This is a genomic window from Bradyrhizobium sp. AZCC 2230, assembly GCF_036924495.1.
Taxonomy (GTDB): domain Bacteria; phylum Pseudomonadota; class Alphaproteobacteria; order Rhizobiales; family Xanthobacteraceae; genus Bradyrhizobium; species Bradyrhizobium rifense.
Genome location: NZ_JAZHRS010000001.1, coordinates 5,674,121 through 5,690,323 on the forward strand (window position 1 = coordinate 5,674,121; position 16,203 = coordinate 5,690,323).

Sequence of the window (16,203 nt, forward strand, 5' to 3'; positions counted from 1 at the left end):
CCTTTGCCCACCCTACGGCAGCTGTGACCGCGGAAACGCTGACGCGCCCCCTACTTCCTGACCAAGCTCCACTTCGTCACCACGGCCTCGCTCATCTGGCCGGGATCGCTGGCGCAGGCGATTTCGTCGACCTTGACCGAGATCTCTTTGCCGACGAACGATTTCAGCTGCGTGGCCTGCGCATCGCTGGAGGTGATGAGCTGGAAGGTCTCAGGTCCCGTCTCGAGATCGCACAGCCCGTTCGGCGCCGGCAGACGGCGCGGCTCGGAGGTGATCTGGTACATCGCAATCCGCTTGCCGGCGTTCTTGGCGTCGCGAATCTTCATGGCGTTCAATTCGCCCGAGAGCACTTCGCCAGTGCTGATCGGCTTGCCGGGCTTTGAGGGCGGCGCCGCCTCGTCGTCCTGCTGTGCGGCGATGGCCGGTGTCACCAGCAAAAGCATCGTCGCGACCAAAGCCGATCGTGTGGCGAAAAGTTTCGTCATGTCGTCCGTTCCGTCAAGTCTGGATGGCTAGAACAGGGTCCGCTGCCGCATGGCGGCCGATAGCGTGCCCTCATCGAGATAATCAAGCTCGCCACCAACAGGCACACCGTGGGCCAGCCGGGTTACTTTTACGTTGGCGTCCTGAAGCAGGTCGGTGATGTAATGCGCGGTGGTTTGTCCGTCGACTGTCGCATTCAGCGCAAGAATGATCTCGTGCACCTCGGCCGCGTGGGCACGCGCGACCAGCGCGTCGATGGTGAGGTCCTGCGGGCCGACGCCGTCGAGCGGCGACAGAGTCGCGCCCAGCACGTGGTAGCGCCCCTGGGTCGCATTGGCCCGCTCCAGCGCCCAGAGATCGGCGACGTCGGCGACGACGACGATGATGGCGGGATCACGCTTCGGATCGATACAGACGGTGCAGGGATTTTGCGTGTCGATGTTGCCGCAGGTCTTGCAGACCTGGACCTTGTCGAGCGCAACCTGCAGCGCCGATGTCAGCGGCATCATCAGCGCTTCGCGCTTCTTGATCAGATGCAGTGCCACACGCCGCGCGGAGCGCGGGCCCAAGCCCGGGAGGCGCGCGAGAAGCTGAACCAGCCGCTCGATTTCGGGACCTGCAACCGCGCCCATATTACTGGCCGAACAGCCCCGGCGGCAGGCCGAGACCGCCGGTCAGCGACTGCATCTTCTCCTGCATCGCGGTCTCCGCCTTGCGGCGGGCATCACCGAGCGCGGTGACGAGCAGATCTTCCAGCACCTCGCGCTCTTCGGCCTTCATCAGCGAGGGATCGATCTTGATGCCCTTGACGTCCATCTTCGCGGTCATGCGCACGGCGACGAGGCCGCCGCCGGAGATGCCCTCGACCTCCACATTGGCGAGCTGCTCCTGCATCTCCTGCATCTTGGATTGCAGCTGCGCCGCCTGCTTCATCATGCCGAGAAAATCAGCCATGGGTGCTCGTCCTCAAAACTGGCTCAGAGATCGTCGTCGGCGTCGGAACCGTCGGGCGGATCGTCAGAGCCATAGTCGGCGTTAATATTGGATTCCGGCGTCTCCGGCGCAAGCCTGCGCACCTCGACGACCTTCGCACCGGGGAAGCGCGACAGCACTTCCTGCACGCGCGGATCGGCCTCGGCGGTGCGCGCATGTTCCTGCTTGGCGGCCTGGCTCACCGAGCGCAGCGTCGCCTGGCCCTGCTCGTTGGACACAATGATGGTCCAGCGGCGGCCGGTCCACAGCTCGAATTTTCGCGCGAGCTCGGAGATCATGGTCTTGGAGGCGTTCGGCTCGAGCGCGACCTCCAGCCGGCCCTCCTCGAAACGAACGAGGCGCATGTCGCCTTCGAGCGCGGCCTTGGTCATGAGGTCACGCTTCTGCCCCGCGAGCGCCACGAGCTGGGTGAAGCTGGTGATGTGCAACTGAGGGGCCGCCGCTTGCGGGTCCGGCGCAGGCGCCGCCATCTGCGGCCGGGCGCCGCCGCCGAACGCAGTCGGCGACGAGGTCGGCATGCGAACCGGCGCAGCAGAGGTACTGGACGCCGCGGAGGCCATCGGGGCAGCCGGCGCGCCGCTGCGCGCAGCACCGCCGCCGCTCATGACCGGCGAACCGCCGCCGTTCTGCTCCAGCATCCTGATCGCCTCGTCCGGCGTCGGCAGGTCGGCGACATAGGCGATGCGCACCAGCACCATCTCGGCGGCCGCAGCAGGGCGCGTCGCGGCCTGCACTTCGGTGATGCCCTTGAGCAGCATCTGCCACATCCGCGACAGCACGCGCATCGAGATTTTCGAAGCGAAATCCTTCGCGCGCACGCGCTCGGTCTCGCCATAGGCGACATTGTCGGCGGTCGCCGGCACGATCTTCACGCGGGTGACGAAATTGACGAATTCGGCGAGGTCCGAGAGCACAACAATCGGATCGGCGCCGACGTCGTACTGGTCGCGGAATTCCTTGAAGGCGCTCGCGATGTCACCGCGCGCCAGCGAATCGAACAGGTCAATGACGCGGGTGCGGTCGGCGAGACCCAGCATCTGCCTGACGGCGTCGGCTTTCACATTGCCTGCCGCATGCGCGATCGCCTGGTCGAGCAGCGACAGAGAGTCGCGCACCGAGCCTTCCGCGGCGCGCGCGATGATGCCGAGCGCCTCGGGCTCGATCTCGACGCTTTCCTTCGCCGCGATGTTGGCAAGATGCTTCATCAACACATCGGCCTCGACGCGGCGAAGATCAAAACGCTGGCAGCGCGACAGCACCGTGACCGGAACCTTGCGGATCTCCGTCGTCGCGAACACGAATTTGGCGTGCTCCGGCGGCTCCTCCAGCGTCTTCAGGAAGGCGTTGAACGCCGCCGTCGACAGCATGTGGACTTCGTCGATGATGTAGACCTTGTAGCGGGCGCTGGCCGGCGCGTAGCGCACGCTGTCATTGATCTGGCGGACGTCGTCGACGCCGGTATGCGAGGCCGCGTCCATCTCCAGCACGTCCATGTGCCGGCTTTCCATGATCGCCGGGCAATGCACGCCGAGCGTCGGCATGTGGATGGTCGGGCCCTTCACCGAGCCGTCCGGCATCTCGTAGTTGAGCGCACGGGCGAGAATACGCGCGGTGGTGGTCTTGCCGACACCGCGGACGCCGGTGAGGATCCAGGCCTGCGGAATGCGCCCGGTCTCGAACGCGTTGGAGACGGTGCGGACCACGGCCTCCTGGCCGATCAGATCGTCGAACGAGGAGGGGCGGTATTTGCGCGCGAGAACGCGGTAAGGCGCGTTGGCAGCCTTGCCGGCTCTGTCAGGATCAGGAGGGACGCCAGCGTCGGTCATCGGTCGATCCGCAATGAAATGTCTCTCGCCGGCTTTTGCGGAAAGGAGCGCGCTGGCGGCTCGAGCCGCCGGCGCAATTCGCTCGGAAAAACAGGTAGGAGACTGACGAGCGACCCGATCCGGACCTCGTTAGGGCTGCTTCCTTCCGGACCTGACCCGGTTGGCGAGTGGCTCGTCCACCGCCAATCTCCCGGTCCCTATTTGGGGCCAAAAGGTCGGGAAAGCAAGCGGGTATCGCCCGGAACGACTTGCGCTTGCCCAGCATCCGGGCAATTCCCGGTCTGCCCAGCCGATAGGCTGTGCTTTCACTGCCGGGAGCGCCTTGGTATGAACGCGTGGCGGAACTCCACCCAACCAGAAAAGCGATTGATCCCAATGGTTACACGTCGTGATGTTGCATCGATTGTCGGACTTGGCGCCATTGGCGCAGTGACCGCGACAGCGCTGGCGTCGCCGGCGGTGGCCCAGGCGACCGATCCCAACGAATCGACCTTTGCCCGCATCCGCCGCACCAAGAAGATGCGGATCGGCGCGGTCGGCGGTGGCGCGCCCTATTACATGAAGGACCTCTCGAGCGGCCAGTGGAAGGGTTTCTACATCGACATCGCCAAGGGACTGGCCGACGATATGGAGGCCGAGCTCGAGATCACCGAGACCACCTGGGGCAATTCGGTGCTCGATCTCCAGGCCAACAAGATCGACATCTTCTTCGGCCTAAACCCGACCCCGAAGCGCGCGCTGGTGGTCGACTTCTCGGTGCCGGTCTTCAACAACGCCTTCGGCATCCTCTGCAAGAAGGACTTCAAGCCGAAGAGCTGGGCCGAGCTGAACTCGCCCGACGTCAAGATTGCCGTCGACCAGGGCTCCTCGCATGACCAGGTCGTCAGCCGCCTGACCCCGAAGGCGCAGATCTCGCGGTTGAAGACCGCCGACGACGCCACTGCCGCCCTGCAGACCGGCCGCGTCGACGCGCAGTGCCTCATCACCATGCTGTCGCTGACGGTGCTGAAGAAGAACCCCTCGCTCGGCCAGTTCGTGCTGCCGACGCCGATCTTTGCCACCACGTCGAATGCCGGCTTCCGCCGCGAGAACGACAAGACGTTCCGCGACTACGTCAACACCTGGATCGACTTCAACAAGGGCCTCGGCTTCATCCGCAACGCGATCATCACCAACATGGAGCTGGTGGGCGTGACCGAGGCGGACATTCCGCCGGGCGTTTCGCTGTAAGTGATGAAGTCAGGGCTGGCTCGCTCCGCTTCTCTCCCTCTCCCGCTTGCGGGAGAGGGCCGGGGTGAGGGTGTCTCCGCTGGCAAGACTCCCCAAGAGGAAAGAGCCCTCACCCGCATCGCATCTTCGATGCGACGCGACCTCTCCCGCAAGCGGGAGAGGTGAAGCAAGAAAGAACGCATGTATCAGTGGGACTTCGGCATCCTCTGGAGCTATCGCTGGCTCTTTCTCAACGGGCTTGGCGTCACCGTCGGCTTCACCGTGGTTATCGTCGTGCTCGGACTGGTGTTCGGCCTGTTCGGCGCGTTCGGCAGCCTGTCGCGCTTCAAGGCCGTGCGCCTAACCGCGCTCACCTTCATCGAGGCGTTCCGCTGCACCCCGATCCTGGTGCAGCTGATCTGGTTCTATTACGCGCTGCCGATCCTCGCCGGCGTCGAGATGACCCCGATCACGGCCTCTGCGCTGGCGCTCTCGCTCTATGGCGGCTCGTTCTATTCGGAGATCATCCGCGGCGGCATCATCTCGATCGACAAGGGCCAGTCGGAAGCCGGTGCGGCGCTCGGCATGACGCCGGGCCAATCCATGCGGCGCATCGTCCTGCCGCAGGCGATCAAGCGCATGATCCCGGCGCTGATGAACCAGTCGATCATCCAGTTCAAGAACACCTCGCTGGTCTCGGTGCTCGCGGTGCCTGACCTCGTCTATCAGAGCCAGGTCGCCGCCCATGACAGCTACCGGCCGCTGGAAACCTACACCGCGGTTGCGGTGGCCTATGCGGCGATCCTGATCCCGCTCACCATCCTCGCCCGGCGCGGCGAGAAGCGACTGGCGGTCAGCGAATGAGCGAGACGTCGAAAATCGAGATCCGGGCCTTGCGCAAGAGCTTTGGCAGCAACGAGGTCCTGAAGACCATCAGCCTCGATGTCGCCAAGGGCGGCGTTGTCGCGCTGATCGGCCCGTCCGGTTCAGGCAAGTCGACGCTGCTCCGCTGCATCAATCTGCTGGTCGTGCCCGACGGCGGCAGCGTTCGTGTCGGCGACACGCGCTTTGCGTTCGGCGACGGGGCAAGACTGCCCGATGTGAGGACGCTCGCAAAATTCCGCGCCACCACAGGCATGGTGTTCCAGCACTTCAATCTATTCCCGCACATGACGACGCTGCAGAACGTGATGGAAGGACCCGTCACGGTGCGGCGGATGGCCAAGGCCGACGCCGAGAAGCTCGCGCGCGCCCAGCTTGCCAAGGTCGGGCTTGCCGAGAAGGCCGACCAATACCCGGCGACGCTCTCCGGCGGCCAGAAGCAGCGTGTCGCGATCGCACGCGCACTCGCGATGGAGCCGGATGTGATGCTGTTCGACGAGGCAACGTCGGCGCTCGATCCCGAGCTCGTCGGCGAGGTGCTGAACGTGATCCAGCAGCTGGCCTCCGAAGGCATGACCATGGTGATCGTGACCCATGAAATCGCGTTTGCCCGCGAAGTCGCCGACCGCCTGATCTTCATGCGCGACGGTGTCGTCGTTGAAGAAGGCCCGGCTCGTCAGGTGATCGATAATCCACAGGAAGCCGCGACGCGCGCCTTCCTCAGCCATTTCCACCGCACCGGCGCGCTGCCGCCAGTCACAACAGTATAGTGATGCCCGATATCGACCGCGTCTATCTCGTCACCGGCGCCGCCAGCGGCATCGGTCGCGCCACCGCAAAACTGCTGGCAGCACCTGGTGTAGGTCTCTTGCTGCACACACGCTCGAACGCAGAAGGTCTCGACGCCACTGCGGCGGAGGTGCAAGCGACGGGCGCTGTGGTCGCAAAATGTCTCGGCGATCTCGCGGAGGAGGCAGCCGTCACCGACGCACTCGCCGCCACGCAGCACGCCTTCGGCCGGCTCGACGGACTGATCCTGGTCGGCGGCCATGCCCGCCGCGGCAGCGCGATCGGTACGCCGGCGGACCAGTTCCGGCAGGCGATGGACGAATCGGCACTGGCCTTCACGAGGATGACCGAAGCCGCACTTCCACTGCTGCGTGCCGGGCAGAATACGCGGATCGTCGCGGTATCTTCCTTCGTCGCGCATGCGATCCGGCCCGAATTCGCGCCGTTCGCGGCGACAGCGGCGAGCCGCGCCGCGCTGGAAGCGTTGGTGCGGCTGACCGCGATCGAGCTCGCGAAAGACGGCATCACCGTCAATACGGTTGCGCCGGGCCTCATCGTCAAGGACACGCCGAGCGAGAGCCGGTTGTCGCCGGAGCAGATCGCTACGACCGAGGCGCTGATTCCGATGCGCCGCCGCGGGCGGCCGGAGGAAGTCGCCGAAATCATCGCCTTCCTGGCGTCCCCGAAAGCATCCTACGTCACCGGCCAAGTCTGGCACGTCAATGGAGGCCTGACATGACTGAAGCGACCATCGAACGTCTCCGCCTGTTCCTGATCGAAAGCCCGATCAAGATGGCCCGCCTGCAGGGCGTCGGCAACGTCAAGGGCACGGTGAAGCGCGTGCTGATCGAGCTCACCTCGAGCGACGGCGTGGTCGGCTGGGGCGAGGCCGCACCGTGGGAGGTGTTCACGGGAACGCCGGAAGCAGCGTTCTCGGCACTCGACATTTACTTGAGGCCAATGCTGCTCGGCAAATCCGTGCGCCGCATCCGCGCGCTGATGGCTGAGCTCGACCGCGCGCTGGTTGGCCACGCGGAAGCAAAAGTCGCGATCGAGATGGCGCTGCTCGACATCGTCGGCAAATCGTCCGGCTTGTCGGTCGCCGACCTGCTCGGCGGCCGCGTGCGCGATACGATCCCGCTGTCGTTCTCGATTGCCGACCCCGATTTCGACGCCGATCTCGAACGCATGCGAAAAATGGTTCCGGACGACAATGTCATCTACAAGGTCAAGACCGGCGTAAAGCCGCATCGTGAGGACCTCGATCATCTCTCGGCGATCCGAAAGGAGTTCGGCGACAAGGTCGATCTGCGCGTCGATTACAACCAGGCGCTGGCGCCGTTCGGCGCCATCAAGATCCTGCGCGATGTCGAGGAGTTCGCGCCGACCTTCATCGAGCAGCCGGTACCGCGCAAATTTCTCGACGTGATGGCGCAGCTCACCGCGGCGCTGGAAACGCCTGTTCTGGCCGACGAAAGCTGCTTCGACCGCCGCGACATGATGGAGGTGGTCCGGCGCGAGGCGGCCGATGCGGTCTCGATCAAGCTGATGAAGGCCGGCGGCCTGTTCGAGGCGCAGGCGATCATGGCGATCGCCGACATTGCCGGCCTGCCCGGCTATGGCGGCACGCTATGGGAGGGCGGCATTGGTCTTGCCGCCGGCACGCAGCTGATCGCTGCGACACCGGGCATCTCGCTCGGCTGCGAGTTCTACATGCCGCATCATGTTTTGACCGAGGACGTGCTGGAAGAGCGCGTCGCCAACCGCGCAGGTCACGTCGTCGTGCCCGACGGCCCCGGCCTCGGCATTCGCGTCAGCGAAGCCTCGATCCGCGCCAATGCGCGGGTGCTGGCGGAGGCGTAATTCCGTCATTCAGGGGCGCGCACAGCGCGCCTGGAATGCCGACCGCGTATGCGGCCCCGATCCTTCCCCTCGGGGAATCGGTATCGTATGGTCCGACCAAACGCGCCCGACCCATCGGGCATTCTGGAAACGCATATGTCCGATCCCACCTGGTCGCTGCACTCCCGCCTGAAAGAGGACACCATCGACATCGGCGATTTGCCGCTGTCGAAGGTGCTGGTCATCAAGGACGCGCATTATCCCTGGCTGCTGCTGGTGCCGCGACGCGCCGACGCCGTCGAGATCATCGACCTCGACGAGGTCGAGCAGGCACAATTGATGACCGAGATCTCCCGCGTCTCGCGCGCGCTGAAGGAGATCACCCAATGCGACAAGCTCAATATCGCCGCGCTCGGCAATTTGGTGCCGCAGCTCCATGTCCACATCATCGCGCGCCGCACCAGCGACGCCGCCTGGCCGCGGCCGGTGTGGGGTGTGATGAAGCCCTTGGCGCACGACGCTACTGAAGTACAGAATTTCATCAGCGCGCTTCGCCGAAAAATCTGGTTGGGTTGAAAGAACAAGAAATGTCAGCATTCGACTCGTTTCCGCTGGGGCAACCGGCCTTCGTCACCAACATCCTCGATCGCGCCGCGCATCTGCGGCGCGATGACGAAAAACTGTTCGCGATGGAGCAGAAGTCGTCGTCGCGCGCCTATGTCGTCTACCGCGACTCGCTGCTGGTGAAGCGCGACGGCGACAAGACGCGCGCGCTGCTTTCGATCGACGAGGCGCTGAAATGCGGCGCCAATCCCGGCACGATCTTTTTGGGCCTGCGCGACGGCGCAGCGATCTTCGGCATGGGCTTTGCGCAGGCTGCCGCCGAAAAGCTGATCGGCCGCGAGGACTTTACCGTCACCGAGCTGCGCGGCATGGCGATGCAGGGCGCAATCCCGCCCGACGAGCTGTCGGCGATCGCGATGGCGAAGTCGATGGTCGGCTGGCATCAGCGCCACGGCTATTGCGCCAATTGCGGCACCCGCAGCGCGATGAAGGAAGGCGGCTGGAAGCGCGAGTGCCCGGCTTGCAAGGCCGAGCACTTTCCGCGCACCGATCCGGTCGTGATCATGCACGTGGCATCCGGCGAAAAGTGCCTGCTCGGCCGCCAGAAGCAGTTTCCGCCAGGCATGTATTCCTGTCTCGCCGGTTTCGTCGAGGCCGCCGAGACCATCGAGGACGCGGTGCGCCGCGAGATCCTCGAAGAATCAGGCATTCGCTGCACCGACGTGCAGTATTACATGACGCAGCCCTGGCCCTACCCGTCGTCGCTGATGATCGGTTGCAGTGCGCGAGCCTTGAACGAGGACGTCGTCGTCGATCATTCCGAGCTCGAGGATGCACGCTGGTTCACGCGCGATGAGGCGGCCCTGATGCTGACGCGGACGCATCCCGACGGGCTCGCCGGCCCGCACCCCTTCGCGATCGCGCATCATCTGCTCGGCCGCTGGGTACACGACAAAAGCTGATCAGCGATGGCGCTATCCGTGATCGCGCCGCGCATCCTCTGCATCGGCATTCCCGTGCGCGACCTCACCTTCCGGGTCGAGTCCGTGCCGGAACGTGGCAGCAAGGCCAACGCCACGTATCTTGCCGAGATCTGCGGCGGCAACGCGCTCAATGCCGCGATCGCCATGGCACGGCTCGGTGGCCGCGTCGCCTTTGCCGGACCGATGGGCGATGCGCGGGAGACCTCGAGCGGCTTCATCCTCGAGCGGATGGCGGCCGAGGGCATCGACATCGGGCACATCGTGCGCATGCCGGATGCGGCCACGCCCGTCTCTGCGATCATCATCGACGCGACCGGTGAGCGAACGCTGACGATCTATCGCGATCCCACGCTGTGGACCGCAAAACTGTCAGATGCAGACGAGCTCCTCGCCGATTGTCAGGCTGTCCTCGTCGAAAGCCGCTGCGGCGCCTTCTGCATCGATCTCTGCGCCGAGGCGCGCCGGCGCGGCATTCCCGTCATTGTCGGCGTCGATCGCGCGATGGCGCTGACCGACGGCCTGCTCACGGCCGCCTCGCATCTGCTGTTTTCCAGCGAGCAGGTCCAGGAGACCGCCGGCGTCGCTGACGACGGCGAGGCCTTGAAGCGGCTGGCCGGGCTGACGCCCGCCTTCCTCGCCGCCACCCGCGGCCCAAATGGCACGATCTGGCTGAACGAGGCGGGCACGCTGGAGGAGACGCCGGCCTTTCCGGTTGAGGCCGTCGATACACTCGGGGCCGGCGACGTCTTCCATGGCGCCTTCACGCTTCGGCTCACCGAGGGCGGCGGCCTGCGGGACGCGCTGCGATTCGCCGCGGCGGCCGCAGCGCTGAAATGCACGCGCCATGGCGGCGGCCTCGCCGCCCCGCAACGCATTGAAGTTGAAGAGCTTTTATAAGGCGGGCTTTAGAGCCATTCTGCAGCGACGCCAAGAATATAGGCTTGCGATAGAAGATTTTTCTCTATATGACGGAAACCAACCCTCATATTGGAACAAAGTTCTTCAAATGACCGACCTCGCTGTCCCGCTCCCCGAGACCAGCCGCCGCCTCGACGCCATCGATCGCAAGATCCTGATGGTACTCCAGGACGATGCCTCCCTGTCCGTCGCCGAAATCGGCGACCGCGTCGGACTGTCCTCGACCCCCTGCTGGAAGCGCATCCAGCGCCTGGAGGCCGACGGCGTGATCCTGAAGCGGGTGGCGCTGGTCGATCAGAACAAGATCGGGCTCGGCATCTCCGTGTTCGTGTCGGTGGAGAGCTCCGACCATTCCGACGCCTGGCTGAAGAAATTCGCCGAAGCGGTCAGCGCCATGCCGGAGGTGATGGAGTTCTATCGCATGGCGGGCGACGTCGATTACATGCTGCGCGTCGTGGTCGCGGACATGCAGGCCTATGACATCTTCTACAAGAAGCTGATCAGCGCTGTGCCGCTGAAGAACGTCACCTCGCGCTTCGCGATGGAGAAGATCAAGTCGGTCACGGCGCTGCCGATCCCGGCCGTGGTCGCGGCATAGGGTTTGCTCTCACCACACGGAAGTCGTCATCGCCCGGCTTGACCGGGCGATCCAGTATTCCAGAGACGGCGACGAAATACGGAGAAGCCGCGGCGTACTGGATGCCCCGGTCAAGCCGTGGCATGACAGCAGAGATCGTGGTGCGAGCGCGCGCCTCATCTCAGATCTTCTGATTGTACTCGCCAACTTCGGGATGCGTACGCAGCACGCTGTTCACCATCTCGAACATGTCGTGCATGCGTTGCTCGGAGACCGGGCTCTCGACCACGACCACGAGCTCAGGCTTGTTCGATGACGCGCGCACCAGGCCCCAGCTGCCGTCCTCGACCGTGACGCGCACGCCGTTGACGGTGACGAGATCGCGGATCGGCTGTCCGCCGATCTTGGCGCCCTTGGCCTGCAAGCCTTCAAAATGCTTCACGACCTGGTCGATGACGCCGTATTTCGTCTCGTCGGCGCAATGCGGCGACATGGTCGGCGACGACCACGTCTTCGGCAGCGCGTTCTTCAGATCGGCCATCGACTTGCCGGGCGCGCGGTCGAGCATGTCGCAGATCGCGATCGCGGAGACCAGGCCATCGTCATAGCCGCGTCCATACGGCTTGTTGAAGAAGAAGTGGCCGGACTTCTCGAAGCCCGCGAGCGCGCCCGTCTCATGGGTGCGGCGCTTCATGTAGGAATGGCCGGTCTTCCAATAGGTGGTCCTGGCGCCCTGCTTCTGCAGCACCGGATCGGTGATGAAGAGGCCGGTCGACTTCACGTCGACGATGAACTGCGCGTCCTTGTGGATCGCCGACATGTCGCGCGCCAGCATCACGCCGACCTTGTCGGCAAAGATCTCCTCGCCGGTGTTGTCGACGACGCCGCAGCGGTCGCCGTCGCCGTCGAAGCCGAGGCCGACATCGGCCTTGTGAAGCAGCACCGCATCGCGGATCGCGTGCAGCATCTCCATGTCTTCCGGATTCGGATTGTATTTCGGGAAGGTGTGGTCGAGCTCGGTGTCGAGCGGAATCACCTCGCAACCGATGGCTTCCAGCACCTGCGGCGCGAACGCGCCGGCGGTGCCGTTGCCGCAGGCCGCGACGACCTTGAGCTTGCGCTTGAGCTTCGGACGGTTGGTGAGGTCGGCGATGTAGCGCGCCGGATAATTCTCGTGGAACTGGTAGGAGCCACCGGCCTTGTTCTTGAAATCGGCGTTGAGCACGATCTCCTTCAGCCGCGTCATCTCATCGGGGCCGAAGGTCAGCGGACGGTTGGCGCCCATCTTCACGCCGGTCCAGCCATTGTCGTTGTGCGAGGCGGTGACCATGGCGCAGCAGGGCACGTCGAGATCGAACTGCGCGAAATAGGCCATCGGCGTCACCGCAAGGCCAATGTCGTGCACCTTGCAGCCCGCCGCCATCAGGCCGGAGATCAGCGCGTATTTGATCGAGGCCGAATAGCCACGGAAATCGTGCCCGGTGACGATCTCCTGGCTGACGCCGAGTTCCGCGATCAGCGCGCCCAGCCCCATCCCGAGCGCCTGCACGCCCATGAGGTTGATTTCCTTCTGAAACAACCAGCGCGCGTCATATTCGCGGAAACCCGTGGCCTTCACCATCGGCTCGGATTCGAAGGCATAGGTGTTGGGCAACAAGACGGATTTCGGCTTGGGAAACATTGAGACGGTCTCGTGAAAATGACAGGAATTGATGCAGCCTTAGCGAATGCCAAGCCGCAGCGGAAGGCGGGATTGGCGCCTTATGGATGATAATTGCGGCAGTTTGGTAACGGAAAAACGCGGCCTGGCGCGAGAACTTCCGCCTGGGTCGTCCCAAGAAATTCGTGCGAATGGTAGTTCGTCAGCGCGATAAGGCGCTTTTACTGCTCCAGCACCATCTGGCCGTTGGCGTATTCGAAGCGCTTCAGGCGGGACAGGAAGGAGAGGCCGAGCAGGTTCTCGGACAACGCCTCGTCCGGCAGCACCATGGCATCGACGTCGCGCACGATGAGACCACCGACGTCCAGCATGGCGATGCGGGTGCGCGCGGCCTTGATGGTGCCGTTGGCGGTGGTGACGGTGGCGTTGTAGTCGCTGCGCGAGGGACGCAGGCCGAAGCGGGCGGCCGAGGTTTCGTTCAGCGCCACCACGGAGGCGCCGGTGTCGACCATGAAGCCGATGCGCTGGCCGTCGATGCGGCCTTCGGTCTGGAAGTGGCCACGGCCATCGCGGGGAATGTTGAGGCTGCGGCCGCCGGCCGGCGCCGTGGTCGCAAGCGCGACCGTCGTCTGCGGTGCTGACGTGGCGGACGCGGAGCTCACCTTGTCCGCCATCTGTGCCATGAAAGTGCCGAGGCCGATCATGACGGCCGCGATGATCATAATGTTACGCATCACACCACTTCCGAGCCGAAAGCGCGATTTCACCACGCGGCACGCCCGTCCGCGAGCGCCGCCACGGCAGAGCCTGTGTCATTTTGACGAAAAGGATGAGCGTACGGTTAATGGCCGCGTGTGATTTCTCACGTCCCGCGCGGCTTGACCCGCCGGGTGGGCGGCGCGCTTGCCGGATCTTCGGGCCAGGGATGGCGGGGATAGCGGCCGCGCATATCGGAGCGGACCGCGGCGTAACTGCCGCGCCAGAAGCCGGGGAGATCGCGCGTCACCTGCACCGGCCGCTGCGCCGGCGACAGCAATTCCAGCACCAGCGGCACCTTGCCGGCGGCAATCGACGGATGGGTGTTGAGGCCGAACAATTCCTGGAGCCGCACGGCGATGGTCGGCCCCTGCTCGGCCTCGTAGTCGATCGCGAGCACGCTTCCCGTGGGCGCCTCGAAATGCGTCGGCGCCTCGCGGTCGAGCCGCGCGCGCATCTCCCACGGCAACAGCGCCATCAGCGCATCGGAGAAATCACCGGCGGAAATGTCCTTCAGTGCGATCTTGTCGTAGAGCGCCGGCACCAGCCAGTCGTCGCGCCGCGCGATCAAACCGTCGTCGGAGAGATCGGGCCAACTATCGCCCTCGGCTTTGCGCAAGAACATGACGCGGTCGCGCCATTGTTTGGCGGCCTTCGACCAGGGCAGCCGGTCGAGGCCGGCGGCGATCAGCCCATCCGCAAAAATGCGCGCGGTCTCTTCCGAGGGCGACACGGCAAGCGTGGCCTCGGACAGCGTGATCGCATGCAGCACGCGCTTGCGCCGCGCACGCAGAGCCATCGCGCCGCGATCGAAGGAGGTCTCGTCGGCGGTGTCGATATGCTCGGCGAAATGCCGCTCGATGTCGTCCTCGGCGATTTGCGCGGCGAGCAGGATGCGGCCGCTGGCGGCCGTTCCTGTCATCTCGCCGATCGCGATATAGGGCGCGCGGGCAAGCGAAGAGGTCTGCTCCACCGCAGCCCCGCGGCCATTGGCGAGCACGAAACTGCCGTTGCCGCGGTTGCGCGCGACGCGATCCGGGAAGGCATAGGCGAGCATCAAGCCGGTCGAGAGACCCTCCTGCTGTCCCGCCTTCTCGGACGCCGCCACCTGCGAGGCCCAGCGCCGCGCCAGGTCGCGCGCGCTCGCCGCCCGCGGCGAACGGTCGCGGCGGAACTGGTCGCGCCGGTGCTCGAGATCGGCGCCGTCGCCGCCGAGCCCGCGCTCGGTGAGGATGGCCGCGATCTCGGCGGCTTCTTCGCCCGCGCCGGCGCGATGCGAATCCACGATCATGCGCGCCAGCCGCGGCGGCAGCGCCAGCGCACGCAGGCTCTTGCCTTCGGCGGTGATCCTACCATCACCATCGAGCGCGTTGAGCTCGGAGAGCAGGCTTTTTGCTTCCTTCCACGCAGGCTGCGGCGGCGGATCGAGGAACGACAACGCGGCAGGGTCAGCGACGCCCCATTGCGCGAGATCGAGCACCAGCGAGGACAGATCGGCACTCAACATTTCCGGCTGGGTGTAGGGTGCGAGCGACGCCGTCTGCGGCTCGTCCCAGAGCCGGTAGCAGACGCCCGGCTCGGTGCGGCCGGCACGGCCGCGGCGCTGGTCGACTGCGGCACGCGCAGCGCGCACGGTCTCGAGCCGGGTCAGGCCGATGTCGGGCTCGTAGCGCGGTACACGGGCGAGACCGGAATCGACGACGATGCGCACGCCTTCGATCGTGAGCGACGTCTCGGCGATCGAGGTCGCGAGCACCACCTTGCGCGTGCCCTTCGGCGCCGGCGCGATGGCGCGGTCCTGCACGGCGGCATCGAGCGCGCCGAACAGCGGCACGATCTCGATGCTGGCATCCTGCACGCGCTCACTGAGGAAATTCTGGGTGCGGCGGATTTCGGCGGCCCCCGGCAGGAAGGCGAGCACCGAACCGCCGTCGGCACGCAGGGCCGACGCGATCGCGTCCGCCATCTGCCGCTCGATCGGCGCATCCGCCTTGCGGCCGAGATAGCGGGTCTCGACAGGAAACGCGCGGCCCTCGCTCTCGACGACGGGCGCATCGCCAAGCAGCCTTGCGACGCGGGCGCCGTCGAGCGTGGCCGACATCACCAGGATACGCAGATCCTCGCGCAAGCCCTGCTGCGCATCGCGCGCCAGCGCAAGCCCCATGTCGGCGTCGAGCGAGCGTTCGTGGAATTCGTCGAACAGGACGGCGGCAACGCCCGAGAGTTCGGGATCGTCGAGGATCTGGCGGGTGAAGATGCCCTCCGTCACGACCTCGATGCGTGTAGCCCGCGATATCTTCGAGCCGAAACGGACGCGATAGCCCACCGTTTCGCCGGCGCGCTCGCCGAGCGACTTGGCCATGCGGTCGGCGCTGGCGCGGGCCGCAATGCGCCGCGGCTCCAGCACGATGATCTTTTTGCCCTTGGCCCAGGGCGCATCGAGCAGCGCCAGCGGCACCCGCGTGGTCTTGCCGGCGCCGGGCGGGGCCACCAGCACGGCCGCATTGTGCGCCTCCAGCGTGCGCGAGAGGTCGTCGAGCACGGCATCGATCGGGAGGGGCGTGTCGAAGTTGCGGGGCAAAAAAGGTCTATCCGTTCGTCATGCCCGGGCAAAAGCGCGAAGCGCGTCTTCGTCCCGGGCATCCACGTTCTTTCACCTGGCAGTGAACAAGACGTGGATGGCCGGGACAAGCCCGGCCATGACGCTTTTGGTCGACAATA

16 protein-coding genes and 1 other RNA gene are annotated in these 16,203 nt (G+C 65.3%); 9 read left to right on the plus strand and 8 right to left on the minus strand.

Annotated features, from left to right (window positions below; all coding sequences use genetic code 11):
- Positions 1-50: 50 nt before the first annotated feature.
- From V1280_RS27175 to ffs, 5 genes are all read right to left on the minus strand, one after another.
- Positions 51-485 (minus strand): hypothetical protein, encoded by a 435-nt coding sequence (locus V1280_RS27175; protein WP_334531297.1) that lies wholly within the window; start codon positions 483-485, stop codon positions 51-53.
- Between the two features lie 27 nt (positions 486-512).
- Entirely contained in the window at positions 513-1,115 is a 603-nt protein-coding gene (recR, locus tag V1280_RS27180; protein WP_334531300.1) for a recombination mediator RecR, read from the minus strand.
- A 1-nt stretch (position 1,116) separates the two neighbouring features.
- Positions 1,117-1,437, minus strand: a complete 321-nt coding sequence (locus V1280_RS27185) for a YbaB/EbfC family nucleoid-associated protein (protein ID WP_212303945.1) — start codon at positions 1,435-1,437, stop codon at positions 1,117-1,119.
- A gap of 23 nt (positions 1,438-1,460) precedes the next feature.
- Positions 1,461-3,302, minus strand: a complete 1,842-nt coding sequence (locus V1280_RS27190; protein ID WP_334531304.1) for a DNA polymerase III subunit gamma/tau — start codon at positions 3,300-3,302, stop codon at positions 1,461-1,463.
- 94 nt (positions 3,303-3,396) lie between these two features.
- Positions 3,397-3,493: signal recognition particle sRNA small type (gene ffs / locus V1280_RS27195), an RNA gene on the minus strand.
- 184 nt (positions 3,494-3,677) lie between these two features.
- Between ffs and V1280_RS27200 the strand changes: the two genes are divergently transcribed.
- The 9 genes from V1280_RS27200 (at position 3,678) to V1280_RS27240 (ending at position 11,087) form a co-directional block, all read left to right on the plus strand.
- A complete protein-coding gene (locus tag V1280_RS27200; protein WP_334531306.1) occupies positions 3,678-4,532 on the plus strand; it encodes a transporter substrate-binding domain-containing protein in 855 nt (284 codons plus the stop codon).
- A 180-nt stretch (positions 4,533-4,712) separates the two neighbouring features.
- On the plus strand, positions 4,713-5,375 hold the full coding sequence (locus tag V1280_RS27205; protein WP_148775943.1) for an amino acid ABC transporter permease: 663 nt from the start codon (positions 4,713-4,715) through the stop codon (positions 5,373-5,375).
- Positions 5,372-6,163 carry an amino acid ABC transporter ATP-binding protein gene (locus tag V1280_RS27210; RefSeq protein WP_334531311.1) on the plus strand — a complete coding sequence of 264 codons (792 nt, stop codon included), beginning with the start codon at positions 5,372-5,374 and terminating at the stop codon, positions 6,161-6,163. Before V1280_RS27205 ends, V1280_RS27210 begins: the two co-directional genes overlap by 4 nt.
- A 2-nt stretch (positions 6,164-6,165) precedes the next feature.
- Positions 6,166-6,921: an SDR family NAD(P)-dependent oxidoreductase gene (locus V1280_RS27215; protein ID WP_334531313.1), complete on the plus strand. Its 756-nt coding sequence runs from the start codon at positions 6,166-6,168 to the stop codon at positions 6,919-6,921.
- A complete protein-coding gene (locus V1280_RS27220) occupies positions 6,918-8,045 on the plus strand; it encodes a muconate cycloisomerase family protein (RefSeq protein ID WP_334531315.1) in 1,128 nt (375 codons plus the stop codon). Before V1280_RS27215 ends, V1280_RS27220 begins: the two co-directional genes overlap by 4 nt.
- 135 nt (positions 8,046-8,180) lie before the next feature.
- Positions 8,181-8,600 carry an HIT family protein gene (locus tag V1280_RS27225; protein WP_334531318.1) on the plus strand — a complete coding sequence of 140 codons (420 nt, stop codon included), beginning with the start codon at positions 8,181-8,183 and terminating at the stop codon, positions 8,598-8,600.
- A gap of 11 nt (positions 8,601-8,611) precedes the next feature.
- Positions 8,612-9,550 (plus strand): NAD(+) diphosphatase, encoded by a 939-nt coding sequence (nudC, locus tag V1280_RS27230; RefSeq protein ID WP_334531320.1) that lies wholly within the window; start codon positions 8,612-8,614, stop codon positions 9,548-9,550.
- A gap of 6 nt (positions 9,551-9,556) precedes the next feature.
- Positions 9,557-10,468, plus strand: a complete 912-nt coding sequence (locus V1280_RS27235) for a sugar kinase (RefSeq protein ID WP_334531321.1) — start codon at positions 9,557-9,559, stop codon at positions 10,466-10,468.
- A gap of 109 nt (positions 10,469-10,577) precedes the next feature.
- A complete protein-coding gene (locus V1280_RS27240; RefSeq protein WP_334531323.1) occupies positions 10,578-11,087 on the plus strand; it encodes an Lrp/AsnC family transcriptional regulator in 510 nt (169 codons plus the stop codon).
- A 160-nt stretch (positions 11,088-11,247) separates the two neighbouring features.
- On the opposite strand, the gene V1280_RS27245 is transcribed toward V1280_RS27240, so the two are convergent.
- The 3 genes from V1280_RS27245 to hrpB form a co-directional block, all read right to left on the minus strand.
- Entirely contained in the window at positions 11,248-12,747 is a 1,500-nt protein-coding gene (locus V1280_RS27245; protein ID WP_334531325.1) for a phosphomannomutase/phosphoglucomutase, read from the minus strand.
- Between the two features lie 200 nt (positions 12,748-12,947).
- Positions 12,948-13,460 carry a TIGR02281 family clan AA aspartic protease gene (locus V1280_RS27250; protein ID WP_334531327.1) on the minus strand — a complete coding sequence of 171 codons (513 nt, stop codon included), beginning with the start codon at positions 13,458-13,460 and terminating at the stop codon, positions 12,948-12,950.
- Between the two features lie 128 nt (positions 13,461-13,588).
- Positions 13,589-16,063, minus strand: coding sequence for an ATP-dependent helicase HrpB (gene hrpB / locus V1280_RS27255; protein WP_334531329.1), 2,475 nt, complete (start codon positions 16,061-16,063; stop codon positions 13,589-13,591).
- Positions 16,064-16,203: the final 140 nt, after the last annotated feature.